Source organism: Streptomyces sp. Isolate_45 (assembly GCF_024721315.2).
GTDB lineage: Bacteria > Actinomycetota > Actinomycetes > Streptomycetales > Streptomycetaceae > Streptomyces.
Window position 1 is genome coordinate 32,803 of record NZ_JANFAK020000057.1, and the last position, 14,242, is coordinate 47,044.

Consider the following 14,242-nt stretch of genomic DNA (forward strand, 5'->3'; position numbering starts at 1 on the left):
GCGTCAGGCGCTCTCGTTCGGACGGGACATGGCGGTGTCTCCTTCGGTCGGCAGCAGCCGTTCGGTCAGGGCCCGGGCGATCCGGGCGAGCGCGTCGTCGGACTGGACGAGCCCGAGGTGGTCGGAGTCGACGCCGATGCGGTCGATCCGGCCCGTCGCGTGGGGGCGCCACGACTGGGCGTCGCGGCGGGCGAGCTTCTCCGCGGACACCCGCTCCGCGGACACCACCAGCACGTCGCCGTCGAACCGGCCGGGGACGTGGCCGCGCATCAGACCCGCGTTGTTCATGAACACGTCCAGCACCGACCGCAGTTCGTCGGCTTCGAGGCGGCCCATCGGATCGCCGGTGGCGTGCAGGAACTCCCGGTAGCGGGCCGCGGGGAAGGCCCCGCCGGCCAGTTCCGCCGGCGTCACGTCGAAGCCGGCGTCACGCAGGTTGTGGGCGAACACCTCGGCCAGCGCGGGTTCCGCGCCGGCGGTGCCGCGCCGCGGGTAGGAGTCCAGCAGGGTCAGCAGCTCCACCTCCTGGCCGCGCCGGCGCAGTTCGTCGGCCATGGCGAAGGCGACGTTCCCGCCGAGCGACCAGCCGAGCAGCCGGTACGGGCCTTCGGGCTGGACCCCGCGGATCAGGTCGGCGTACTCGGCGGCCATCTCCTCCAGGGTGGCGGGCAGCGTGCCGTCACCGTCGAGCCCCGCGGCCTGGATCCCGTACAGCGGTATCTCGGCGGGCAGGTGGCGGACGAGACCCGAGTAGCACCAGCTCATCCCGGACCCGGGGTGGACGCAGAACACCGGACGTTCGGAGCCCGACGTCCGCAACGGCAGCAGGCGCTCCATCGGCTCGCGGGCACCTCCGGCGGCGAGCCGCGCCGCGAGGTCCGCGACGGACGGCGCGGCGAACAGGTCCCGCACGGTCATCACCACGTCCAGCTCGGCCCGCACCCGCTCCACCAGCCGGACCGCCAGCAGGGAGTGCCCGCCGAGGTCGAAGAACCCGTCGTCGGGGCCGACGAGTTCCAGTTCCAGTACCTCGGCGAACAGCCGGCACAGCACCTCCTCGCGCGGTGTGCGCGGGGCCCGCCCGCTCGACGCCCGGTACGCGGGCACGGGCAGCGCGCGCCGGTCGAGCTTGCCGTTCGACGTCAACGGCAGCGCGGCCAGGACGGTGATCGCCGCGGGGACCATGTACTCGGGCAGCAGCTCCCGCAGCCGCCGGCGCAGCTCCGCCGGGTCGGCGGCGAAGCCGTGTTCCGGGACCGCGTAGCCGACCAGCCGGCGCTCGCCCGGGGTGTCCTCGCGGACCAGGACCGCGGCCTGGGCGATGCCGGGCAGGCGGGTCATGGCCACTTCGATCTCGGCGGGTTCGATGCGCATGCCGCGCAGCTTGACCTGGGTGTCGGTGCGGCCCAGGTACTCCAGTTGACCGTCCCGGTTCCAGCGGACCAGGTCGCCGGTGCGGTACATGCGGCTGCCGGGCGGCCCGTACGGGTTCGCGACGAACCGCTCTCCGGTCAGGGCCGGTCGGCCCAGGTAGCCGCGGGCGAGGCCGGGGCCGCTCACGTACAGCTCGGCGGGCACGCCGGGCGCCACCGGCTGGAGGGCCTCGTCGAGGGCGTGGACCGAGGTGTCGGCCACCGGGCCGCCGATCGGCGGGGTGACCGCGGCCGTCAGGGGGCCGCTCATCGTCGCGCAGACCGTCGCTTCCGACGGGCCGTACGAGTTGAGCATGAGCCGCCCCGCGGACCAGCGCCGGACCAGCTCGGGCGGGCAGCTCTCGGCGGCCACGACCAGGGTCATCCCGGCGGGCAGCGCCCCTTCGGGGATCAGCTGGAGCACCGCCGGCGGGATCGCGGCGTGCGTGACGGACGCGCGGACCGCCAGCTCCGCGAGCTCCCGCCCGGGAACGGTCTCCGGGGGTGCGACGACCAGCGTCGATCCGGTCAGCAGGCCCATGGACAGTTCCCAGACCGCGCCGTCGAAGGCGGGGGAGAGGTGGTGCAGGACCCGGCTGCCGGGGACGACGCCGGCGTACGAGGTGAAGATGTCGACGAGGCCGGGCAGGCCCGCGTGGGTGACGGTGACGCCCTTGGGGCGGCCGGTCGTGCCCGAGGTGTAGATGACGTAGGCCGGGTTGAACGGGGAGAGCGGGGCCGTCCGGTCGGCGTCGGCCGGGTCGCCGGCGTCCTGGCCCGCGAGGAGGACGGCCGTCGCGGGATCGTCCAGCACCAGCCGGGGCACGTCGGTGGCGGGCAGCGTGCCGCCCGTCCCGTCGGTCGTCACGAGGACGACGGGCGCCGCGTCGTGGAGCGTGCCGGTGATCCGGTCCGCGGGGTGCCCCGGGTCCAGGGGCAGGAAGGCGGCGCCGGCCTTGGCGGTGGCCAGGACGGCCACGGCCAGTTCGGTGGAGCGCGGCAGCGCCAGGGCGACGAGGCGTTCGGGACCGGCTCCGTACGAGATCAGCAGCCGGGCGAGCCGGTTGGCGCACGCGTTGAGCTGCGCGTAGGTCAGCGACTCCTCGCGCAGGACGAGGGCCTCGGCGTCGGGGCGCCGGCGGACGTGCTCCTCGAAGAGCGCGGCGAAGCCGGCCGGGGCGAGGTTCTTCGCGGGGCCCTGCGCCCGGCGCAGGACCCGCCCGCGCTCCTCGGGCCCCAGGACGTCGATGCGGCTCAGCGGCAGGGCGGGGTCCGCGACCGCCTCGACGAGCACCCGGACGAACCGGTCGGCCAGCGCCTGGGCCGTCGAGCGGTCGAAGAGGTCGGTGCTGTAGTCGAGGACGCCGGTGATTCCGGCGGGGGCGTTGTCGCCGTCGCGGCGCTCCGACACCGAGAAGCCCAGGTCGACCTTGGCGGCGGTGGCCGCGCCGCCGGCGCGGGAGATGGTCAGCCCGCCCGGCAGGGCAAGGCCGCCCTGCGCCTCGGGGCCGCGCGGACCGGTGTTCTGCAGGGAGAGGACCACCTGGAAGAGGGGGTGGTGGGAGAGGGTGCGGGTGGGGTTGAGGGCTTCCACGAGGCGTTCGAAGGGGAGGTCTTGGTGGGCGTATGCGGTGAGGTCGGTTTCGCGGACGCGGGTGAGGAGTTGGGTGAAGGTGGGGTTGCCGCTGGTGTCGGTGCGCAGGACGAGGGTGTTGACGAAGAAGCCGATGAGGTGGTCGGTGGCGTCGTCGGTGCGGCCGGCGATGGGGGTGCCGATGGGGATGTCGGTGCCTGCGCCGAGTCGGGTGAGGAGGGTGGTGAGGGCGGTTTGGAGAACCATGTAGGTGGTGGTGTTGGTGGTGCGGGCGAGTTCGGTGAGTTGTTGGTGGGTGGGGGTGGGGATGGTGAAGGTGATGCGGTCGCCGTGGTGGGTGGTGGTGGGGGGTCGGGGTCGGTCGGTGGGGAGGTCGAGTTGTTCGGGGAGGTCGTGGAGGGTGTTCTTCCAGTGGGTGAGTTGTTGGCCGGCGGTGCTGGTGGGGTCGGTGTCGTTGCCGAGGAGGGCGCGTTGCCAGAGGGCGTAGTCGGCGTACTGGACCGGTAGCGGCGTCCAGTTGGGGGCTGTGCCGTTGGTGGTGCGGGTGGTGTAGGCGGTGGTGAGGTCGTGGGCGAGGGGGGTGCGGGACCAGGCGTCGCCGGCGATGTGGTGGATCAGGAGGAGCAGGACGTGCTCCTGGTCGGAGATCCGGAACAGCGAGGCGCGGACCGGTATCTCGGTCGTCAGGTCGAACGCGTGCCGGGCCGCCGCCGCGCAGTCCCGCTCGTGGTCCGCCTCGGTCGTGTCGGCCCGCACGAGGGAGATGCGGGACCGCTCCGGACCGAGCACCACCTGACGTGCGCCGTGCTCGTCCTCGGCGTACACGGTGCGCAGGATCTCGTGCCGGCCGACCAGGTCGTTGACGGCCCCTTCGAGGGCTTCGGCGTCGAGCGGACCCGTCAGCCGGAGCGTCGTCGGGATGTTGTAGGTCGGGCTGGGGCCTTCGAGCTGGTGGAGGAACCACAGGCGCTGCTGCGCGTAGGACAGCGGAACGCGCTCCGGACGCGGCCGGGCGGTGAGCGGCTCGCGGGCGTCGACCGCCCGGTCCAGGGCGCCGGCGAGACCGGCGATGGTGGGCGTCTCGAAGAGCTGCCGGATGGAGAGTTCCGCGCCGAGGGTGGTGCGGATGCGACTGACCAGCCGGGTCGCGAGCAGGGAGTGGCCGCCCAGGTCGAAGAAGCTGTCGTCGATCGTCAGGTGCGGCAGGGACAGGATCTCCGCGTACAGGGAGACGAGGATCTCCTCGCGCGGGCCGCGCGGCGCACGGCCCGCGGACCGCGCCGCCCAGGTGGGTTCGGGCAGGGCCCTGCGGTCGAGCTTGCCGTTCGGGGACAGCGGGAACGCGTCGAGGGCGACGATCGCCGACGGGAGCATGTAGTCGGGCAGCCGCTCGGCCAGCCCGGCCTGGGCGACGCCCTCGTTCCAGAGAGTGCGGTCGGGCACGACGTACGCGACCAGGCGCTGGTCACCGGGCCGGTCCTCGCGGAGCAGGACGGTCGCCTGGAGCACGCCCGGCTGGGCCGCGACGGCGGACTCGATCTCGCCCAGCTCGATGCGGAACCCGCGCAGCTTGACCTGGTCGTCCGCCCGGCCGACGAAGACGAGCTTCCCGTCGTCGTTCCAGCGGGCCACGTCACCGGTGCGGTACATGCGGCTGCCCGGTCCCCCGAAGGGGTTGGCGGTGAACCGCTCGGACGTCAGCCCGCCGCGGCCCAGGTACCCGCGCGCCAGCTGCGCCCCCGCCAGGTACACCTCGCCGTCGGCACCCGGACCCACCGGGCGCAGCCCGGCGTCCAGCACGTACAGCCGCACCCCGTGGTGCGGGGTGCCGATCGGCACCGGTCCCGACGGGACCTCGGTACCGGGCCGGATCCAGTGCTCCAGGCAGTGTCCGGTGGCCTCGGTCGGGCCGTAGACGTTCACCAGGGTCACCTCGGGCTTCGACTCGCGCCACGGTGAGAGGTGTTCGCCGAGGAGCTGCTCCCCGCCGAGGGTGAGGAGCCCGGACGGGGACACGGACTCCGGCATGGTCGCGAGGAGCGCCAGGTGCGACGGCGTGCCCTTCATGAACGTGGCGCGCAGGAAGTCCGGTTCGGCGACGGCGGTCTCGGCCAGGCTTTCCAGGTCCGACAGCCGGACGCAGCCGCCGCTGATCAGCGGGGCGTGCAGCGAGCCGACGCTCTGGTCGAAGGACGCCGAGGCCTGCATCACGGACAGCCCCGACACGTCCGGTGCCTGGGTCTCCCGGCAGTGCCTGACGAACGCCGACAGGGCCCGGTGCTCGACGAGCACGCCCTTGGGGCGGCCCGTGGAGCCCGAGGTGTAGATGACGTACGCCGGGTGGTGCGGGGCCGGCGGCGCGGCGCGCTCCGGGTCGCGGAGGTCGGCGGCGGAGTGCTCCCGCAGCGTCCCGGGCAGCATCGGATCGTCCATGACGAACGTCAGCGGGGCGCCGCTCTCCCGGCCCAGCTGTGCGTCCACCTCGGCGGTGGTGAGCACGAGCACCGGATCGGAGTCCTCGATCATGTGCCGGATCCGGTCGGCCGGGTAGGCCGGGTCGACGGGCACGTAGGCGCCGCCGGCCTTGAGGACGGCGAGCATGCCGACGACGAGGTCGGCGCAGCGCGGCGCGGCGATCGCGACGAGGCGTTCCGGGCCGACGCCGAGCTGGACCAGGCGCCGCGCCAGCCGGTTGGCGCGGGCGTTGAGGTCCGCGTACGAGAGGGTGTCGTCGGGCGCGATCAGGGCCGGGGCGTGCGGGGTGCGCGCCACCTGCTCCTCGAACAGGTCCGTGAACAGCTCCGGGGCCCGCTCGTAGTCGGAGCCGCTCCACTCCTCCAGGACCGTGCGCCGTACGGCCGGGTCGAGCAGCCGGACGGCGCCCACCGGCACCTGCGGCTGCTCGACCATGGCCCGCAGGGCGCGCCGGAACACGGCGATCACCTCGTCGACCCGCTCGGCGGTGAACAGGTCCGGCAGGTAACCCAGCGAGAAGCGGAGCATGTTGTCCCGGGGCAGGGCCAGCAGTCCCAGGGGGTAGTGCATCTGGTCACGGGAGTGGATCTTCAGGACGGTGGGGAGGTCCGTGGCGGTGTCCGTGCCCGGCGGCCGGCCCCGGCTGGAGTTCAGCGGGTAGTTCTCGAAGACCATCGCGGTGTCGAACAGCTCACCGGAGCCTGCCCAGCGCTGGATGTCCGCGAGCCCGACCCACTGGTGGTCGATCAGCCGGGCCTGTTCGCGCTGCACCCGGCGCAGCAGTTCCGCGAGCGGCTCCGCCGGCCGCAGCCGCACGCGCAGCGGCAGCGTGTTCATGAACAGACCGACCATCGTGTCGATCCCGGGCAGCTCCGGCGGCCTGCCACTGACCGTCACACCGAACACCACGTCGCCGCGGCCCGTCATGTGGGCCAGGGCCAGGCCCCAGGCGCTCTGGATCGTGGTGTTCACGGTCACCCCGGTGGACCGGGCGAACCGGGTCAGCGCGGCGGTGAACGCCTCGTCCTCCACGAAGTGGATCCGCTCCGGGGCCGCGGTGAGCGCCCCCCGGTCCGGTGCCACGATGGTCGGGGCGCCGAAGCCTTCGAAGGCCTCCGTCCAGGTGGCCTCGGCCGCGCCCCGGTCGCGGGAGTCGAGCCAGGTGAGGTACTCGCGGTACGGGCGAACCCGCGGCAGCGCGGTGACGTCACCGTGCACCGTGTACAGCGTGAGGAGTTCGCGCAGCAGCACCGGCATCGACCAGCCGTCGAGCAGGATGTGGTGGTTCGTCATCACCAGCCGGTGGCGGCCCCCGCCCAGCCCGATCAGCGTGAACCGGATCAACGGCGGCTTGCCCAGGTCGAACCGGGTCCAGCGGTCCTCGTCGGCGAGTGCCTCCGCCGCGGCCTCCCGCCGGTCCTCCGGCAGCGCGCTCAGGTCCTCCTCACGCCACGGCACGACCACCTCGCGGGGGATCAGCTGCACCGGACGCTTGAGGCCCTCGTGCCGGAAGGCGGCGCGCAGGTTCGAGTGTCGCCGCAGCATCGCCGTGGTGGCGCCGCGCAGCCGGTGCGCGTCGACCCGGCCTTCGAGCTCGATGAAGACCTGGACGTTGTAGGCGTCCAACTCATCGGCGTCGAAGAGGTTGTGGAACAGCATTCCCTCCTGGAGCGGAGAGAGCGGAAGAATGTCTTCCAGACCTGACTTGGCCATCAGAGGGAACCCCATTCGCTTTCGAGCCGTGAGATGTCGTCCGCGCTGAGCGAGGTGAGGGACACGTCCGAGGGCGTCAGGCCACTGGCCTCCGGCCGACGGGCGTGCTCCACCAGCGCCTTCAATGCCCTGAACCAGCCTTCGCCGAGCCCGCGGACCGCGTCCTCGGTCAGCACGCCCGCCGCGTACGTCCACACGCTGTGCAGCCGCGGCCCCTGCCCGGTGTCGTGGGCGCCCGCGACCAGCTCGACCGGGTGCCCGAGGACGGTGTCCGGGTGCTGCCCGGCCACGCCCCGGCCCACCACGCTCCACGCGGGCGCCGCCCCGCCCTCCCGGGCGTCACGGCCGCCGGTGAACCGCCCCAGGTAGTTGAACCCGTACTCGGGGGACGGCAGGCGCGAGAACCGTTCCCGGGTCCGGGGGTTGACGTACCGGAGCAGGCCGTGGCCCACCCCGTCGCCGGGGACCTCGCGCAGCTGCTCCTTGACCTGCTTGAGGGCGCGGCCCGCCGCCGGGCCGCCGTCCCACACCTGCGCCCAGTCCCCGCCGACCCGCGGGCTCAGCCGCACCGGGTGCATCGAGGTGAACCAGCCGGCGGTGCGGGTGAGGTCGGCGCCGGCCGCCAGGTGCTCGTGCCGGCCGTGGCTTTCGAGGTCGACGACGACCGGCGCCCCCGGGTCCTCGCCCCGGGTGCGCCGCCAGTCGGCGACCGCCAGGGCGAACGCGGTCAGCAGCACGTCGTTGATCTCGGCGTGGTAGACGCCCGGCACCCAGGTGAGGAGCGCCTCGGTGGTGTCCGCGTCGAGGTCCAGGGTGACCTGGCCCGACCCGGCGTGCGTGTCACGGACCGGGTCGATCGTGAGGGCGGCCGTGTGGTCGAGGGTACGGAGCCAGTGGTCCGCCTCCGCCTCCGTCGAGGGCCGCTCCGCGAGACCGCGCAGCGTCTCGGCCCACTGCCGCCAGCCGGTACCGCCCTCGGTGAGCGGCCGGCCGTCGTGGGCCGCGGCCAGATCGGGTACGAGGAACCTCCAGCTCACGGCGTCGACGACCAGGTGGTGCGCGACCAGGACGAGCAGTCCGTCGGTCCGCGGACCGCGGTCGAGCCAGCAGGCCTCCAGCATGCGGCCGCTCCCGGGGTCGAGCCGGTCGCGGGCGGCGGCCGCCAGATCGGTGACCGTCGTCCGCAGCGCGGCCTCGTCGAGGTCGGGGGCGCGGTGGCGGGTGAACAGGGACTCCACCGCCGGAACACCCCGCTCCGGGATGGACATCGTCCAGTCCGGGGCCACCCGCAGGCGCAGGGCGTCGTGGTGGTCGAGGAGGGTCCGCAGGGCGCCCCGCAGCCGGTCCTCGTCGAGGCCGGCGGGCACCGACACCACCACCGACTGGTTGAACGGAGCCACCGGACCGCCGAGCTCCTTCAACCAGCCCATGATCGGCGTCATCGGGACGGGCCCGGTCGGCCCGTACACCTCGGCCGCCGCCCCTTCCGTGCCCGCCCCGTCCGCCCGCTCCAGGGACTCGGCGAGCCGGCCGACGCTCTGGTGCTCGAAGACGTCCCGGACGGAGATCGTCAGACCCTGCCCGCGGGCGCGGCTGACGAGCTGGATGGACAGGATGCTGTCGCCGCCCAGGTCGAAGAAGCCGTCGTCGACGCCGACGGACTCCAACCCGAGGGCCTCGGCGAACAGCCGGCACAGCAGCTCCTCGACGGCGGTGCCCGCCGCCCGGCCCGTGGAACGCTGCCCGTAGTCGGGCGCGGGCAGCGCCTTGCGGTCGAGCTTCCCGTTGCCCGTCAGCGGCAGCACGTCCAGCGTGACGAACGCCGACGGCACCATGTAGTCCGGCAGCGCGTCCCGTACGAAGACCCGCAGCTCCTCCGGGTCCGCGAGCCCGCCGGCGCCCTCGGCGGCCACCAGGTAGGCCACCAGGCGCCGGTCACCCGGCCGGTCCTCGCGGACCACGGCCACCGCCTCCGACACCCCGGGGTGCCGCGCCAGGGTGGACTCGACCTCGCCGAGCTCCACCCGGAACCCGCGGATCTTCACCTGGTCGTCGACCCGGCTGATGAACTCCAGGTCACCCCGCCGGTTCCAGCGGACGATGTCACCCGTGCGGTACATCCGCTCACCGGGCCCCTCGAAGGGGTTCGCCACGAACCGGGAGGCACTGAGCCCCGGCCGGGCCAGATAGCCGCGCGCCAACTGCACCCCGGAGACGTACAGCTCACCGGGCACGCCCGCCGGCACGGGCTGGAGGAACTGGTCCAGGACCAGCATCCGGGTGTTGGGGAACGGCCGACCGATGGTGAGGACCCCGTCCTGAAGGTCCTCCGGGGAACCCACCCGCCAGGTCGTGCAGCCGACGATGGTCTCCGTCGGCCCGTACTCGTTGAGCACGGTCATGCCCGGGTGCGCCTCCAACGCCGTGCGCACCGCCCGCCCCGTCAGCGACTCCCCGCCCAGCACCAGATCACCCAGCGGCGCGTACACCCCGGGCAGTTCGGTGATCAGCGGCAGGTGGCTCGGCGTCGCCTTCAGGAAGGTGATCTGCGGCAGGCCCGCGGGCACCTCGCCCGCCAGGTGCCGCTCGTGCAGCTCCTCCAGGTCCGCGAGGTGGACGCAGCCGCCGCTCAGCAGCGGCGCGAACAGCCCGGTCACGGTCAGGTCGAACGACAGCGGCGAATGCAGCAGCGCGTGCCCGCTCACCCCCGGATACAACTCGGTCGACACCGCCAGGTAGTTGACCGCGGGCTGGTGCTCCACGACCACCCCCTTGGGGCGGCCCGTCGACCCGGACGTGTAGATGACGTACGCCGCGTGCCACGGCGACAACGGACCCGTCCGGTCCGCGTCACCCAGATCGTGGGCGGGCCGCCCCGCGACCTCGGCGCGCACCCGCGGACCGTCCAACGCCAGCCGGGGCAACCCGTCCGGGAACAGCCCCTCTGGGAGCCGTCCCGCCGTGAGCACGCAGACCGGCCGGGCGTCGTCCACCATCACGGCGACCCGCTCCGGAGGCGCGGAAGGATCGACGGGCAGGTACGCCGCGCCGCTCTTCAGCACCGCGAGGACCGCCACCCCCATGTCCACCGACGGCGGCAGGCAGAGCGCCACGATCCGCTCCGGCCCCGCCCCCGACTCGACGAGCAGCCGGGCCAGCCGGTTGGCGCGCGCGTTCAGCTCCTCGTACGTGAGGGTCGTCCCGTCCGCCGACAGCGCCGGCCGCAGCGGAGTCCGCGCCACCTGCTCCTCGAACAGCTCGGGAAGGGTCGCCTCCCGCTGGGGACGGGCGGTGTCGTTCCACTCCTCCAGCACCTGCCGGCGCTCCACCGGATCCAGCAGACCGATCCCGCCGATCGGCAGGTCCGGATCCGCCGTCACCGAACCGAGCACGCCCAGCAGCCGCGAAATGATCGACTCGACGGTCTCCCGGTCGAACAGCTCCGTCCGGTACTCCAGCGAACCCCGCATCCCCGCAGGCAGCCCCGACGCGTCGTGGCTCTCCCCGAGGGTCAGCGACAGGTCGAACTTCGCGACGCCCGTCCGCGCGGCCAGCCGCGTCGCGTCCCGCAGGACGTCACCACCCGACGTGGCACCGCGACCGCGGTCCTCCTCGCGGACCGGGTCCGCCGTGTTGTTGAAGGTGATCATCACCTGGTAGAGCGGGTGGTGGGAGAGGCTGCGCGTCGGGTTGATCGCCTCCACCAGCCGCTCGAACGGCACGTCCTGGTGCGCGTAGGCGGCCAGATCGGCGGTACGGACCCGGTTCAGCAGCTCACGGAAGCTGGGGTTCCCGCTCGTGTCGGTCCGCAGGACCAACGTGTTGACGAAGAACCCGATGAGGTTCTCCGTCGCCTCGTCCGTACGACCGGCCACCGCCGTCCCGATGGGGACGTCCTCACCCGCGCCCAGACGGGTCAGCAGCGTCGCGAACGCCGCCTGGGCGACCATGAACGGACTCGCGTGCGCCGCCCGCGCCAGCTCCACCAGCCGTGCGTGCAACGCCGCCGGAACGGTGAACGGGATGCGGTCGCCGGAGTAGCCGGCCGTGGCGGGACGCGGCCGGTCCGTGGGCAGCTCCAACTGTTCGGGCAGCCCGGCCAGGGCCTCCTTCCAGTAGGCCAGCTGAACGCCGGCGGTGCTGTCCGGGTCCGCCTCGTCGCCGAGCAGCTCGTGCTGCCACAGCGCGTAGTCGGCGTACTGGACGGGCAGCGGCTCCCACACGGGGGCCGCGCCCGCGCCGCGCGCCGCGTACGCCGAGGTGAGGTCACGGGCCAGCGGCGCCATCGACCAGCCGTCACCGGCGATGTGGTGGATGAGCAACAGCAGCACGTGTTCCGTGTCGGACAGCCGGAACAACCGCGCCAGGAACGGGATCTCGCCCGTCAGGTCGAAGATGTGACCCGTCGCCTCCGCCAGCCGCTCCTCCAGCTCCCCTGCCGTCACGTCCGTGACCCGCAGCGGCCGACGGACCAGGTCGGCGGGCAGCACGATCTGGTGCGAACCCCGCTCGTCGTCCGCGAAGACGGTCCGCAGGCTCTCGTGCCGCGCCACCACGTCGTCGACCGCCAGCTCCAGGGCCTCCCGGTCCAGGACACCGGTCAACCGCAGGGCGGTCGGCAGGTTGTACGTCGCCGACGGACCCTCGAACTGCCCCAGGAACCACAGCCGCTGCTGCGACGGCGACAGCGGAACGCGCTCCGGCCGCGGCCGCGCCACCAACGGCGCCCGCGCACCGGACGCCGCGTCGAGCGCACCCGACAACCCGGCCACCGTCGGCGTCTCGAAGAACTGCCGCACGGACAACTCGGCGCCCAGCGCCGTCCTGATCCGGCTGACCAGCCGGCTCGCGAGCAGCGAGTGCCCGCCCAGGTCGAAGAAACTGTCGTCGATACCGACCCGCGTCCGACCCAGGACCTCGCAGAACAGCGAGCAGAGGATCTCCTCGCGCGGATCGCGCGGCCCCCGCCCGACCGACCCGGCGGCCTGGTCCGGCGCGGGCAGCGCCGCCCGGTCCAGCTTCCCGTTCGGCGTCAGCGGCAGCCGGTCGAGGAACACCAGCGCCGTCGGCACCATGAACTCCGGCAACCGGCTCCGCAGCCGGTCCCGCAACGCCGCCGCGGCGGGCTCCGGCCCGTCCGCGACGACGTACCCGACCAGCCGCTGGTCACCCGGCCGGTCCTCACGGACCAGGACCGCCGCCTCCGCGACCCCCGGGTGCCGCACCAGCTCCGACTCGACCTCACCCAGCTCGATGCGGAACCCGCGCAGCTTCACCTGCTGGTCGACACGGCTCAGGTAGCGCAGAGCGCCGTCCCGCTCCCGCCGCACCAGGTCCCCGGTGCGGTACATCCGCGCACCGGGCGCCCCGTACGGGTCCGCGGCGAACCGCTCGGACGTCAGCCCGGGACGCAGGTGGTACCCCTCCGCCAACTGCGCGCCCGCCAGGTACAGCTCGCCCGGCACCCCCACGGGCACCAGGCGCAGCGCCGAGTCCAGCACGTACGCCGACGTGTTCGCCAACGGCCGCCCGATGACCGGCCCGGCGGGACCCGGCCGCGACACCTCGGCGGCCGTCGCCCAGATCGTCGCCTCCGTCGGCCCGTACAGGTTGGTCACCGAACGCGCCCGCCCGCCCAGCGTCCGGGCCAGCTCGGTCGGCAGCGCCTCACCGCCCACCAGCACGTGGACCCCGGCCAGCTCACCGCGGTCCGCGGCCACCAGCCCCTGCCACAGACTGGGCGTCGCCTGGAGCAACGTGATCCGGGACTCCACGACCGTCCGCAGCAGCGCCGCCGGATCCTTGGACGTCTCCTCGTCCGCGAGGACCACCGCCGCACCGTGCAGCAGGGGCAGGAAGAGCTCCAACCCGGCGATGTCGAAGCCGACCGTCGTGACCGCCAGCAGCCGGTCCCCGACGCCCGGCGCGAAGCGCCGCCCCACCGAGTCGAGGAACGCGCCCAACGCGGCCCGGGGAACCACGACGCCCTTGGGGCGGCCCGTGGACCCCGACGTGTAGATGGCGTACGCGGGGTGCGCGCCCAGGACCCGCGTCCGCAGCTCCGCGTCCGCGAGGTCGGTGCCCCCGTACGCCGCCAGCTCGTCCACGGTGACCGGCTCGGTGACGGTGAGCGCCGGAGCCGCGTCGTCGAGCATGTACGCGATGCGGTCCGCCGGATAACCGGGGTCGAGCGGCAGGTAAGCGGCACCCGACTTGAGGACCGCCAGCAGCGTCACGACCAGGTCGGCGGAACGCGGCAACGCCACCGCCACGAACCGGCCCGGGGCCGCGCCCCGCTCGACGAGGTGCCGGGCGAGCCGGTTGGCGCGCGCGTTGAGTTCCGCGTACGACAGGGCAACGCCGGCGAAGACCAGCGCCGGCGCGTCCGGGGTCAGCGCGGCCTGCCGCTCGACCAGCCGGGACACGGAACCTTCGGGCGCCGGCCCGGCCGTGCCGCTCCACTCGCGGAGCGACTGCCGCTCCGTCGGGCTGAGGATCTCCAACTGCCCGATCGGCCGGTTGGGGTGGGCCACACCGGTACTGATGACCTGCACCAGCCGGTCCGCGATCCCCTGCACGGTCTCCCGGTCGAACAGGTCCGTGCTGTACGTGACGCTGCCCGCCATGCCCTCGCAGCCACCGTCCGCACCGAACCGCTCGGCCAGCGCGAACGACAGGTCGAAGCGAGCCGAGGCCCCCTCCGAACCCTCCACCCGAGCACTGAGCCCGGCGAACCGCGGCACCTCCGAACGCGCCTGTGCCCCTTCGGTGTTGTGCAACGTCAGCATCGTCTGGAAGAGGGGGTGGTGGGAGAGGGTGCGGGTGGGGTTGAGGGCTTCCACGAGTCGTTCGAAGGGGAGGTCTTGGTGGGCGTATGCGGTGAGGTCGGTTTCGCGGACGCGGGTGAGGAGTTGGGTGAAGGTGGGGTTGCCGCTGGTGTCGGTGCGCAGGACGAGGGTGTTGACGAAGAAGCCGATGAGGTGGTCGGTGGCGTCGTCGGTGCGGCCGGCGATGGGGGTGCCGATGGGGATGTCGGTGCCTGCGCCGA

Annotated in this window: 2 protein-coding genes; both read right to left on the reverse strand. The window is 73.5% G+C overall.

Annotated elements, in window-relative coordinates; translation table 11 throughout:
• Positions 1–3: 3 nt before the first annotated feature.
• Positions 4–7,194, reverse strand: a complete 7,191-nt coding sequence (locus tag NOD94_RS19840) for a non-ribosomal peptide synthetase (RefSeq protein WP_281207326.1) — start codon at positions 7,192–7,194, stop codon at positions 4–6.
• Positions 7,194–14,242 (reverse strand): non-ribosomal peptide synthetase (locus tag NOD94_RS19845; RefSeq protein ID WP_281207327.1); only part of this gene is annotated, 7,049 nt, incomplete at its 5' end. The genes NOD94_RS19845 and NOD94_RS19840, both read right to left, overlap by 1 nt.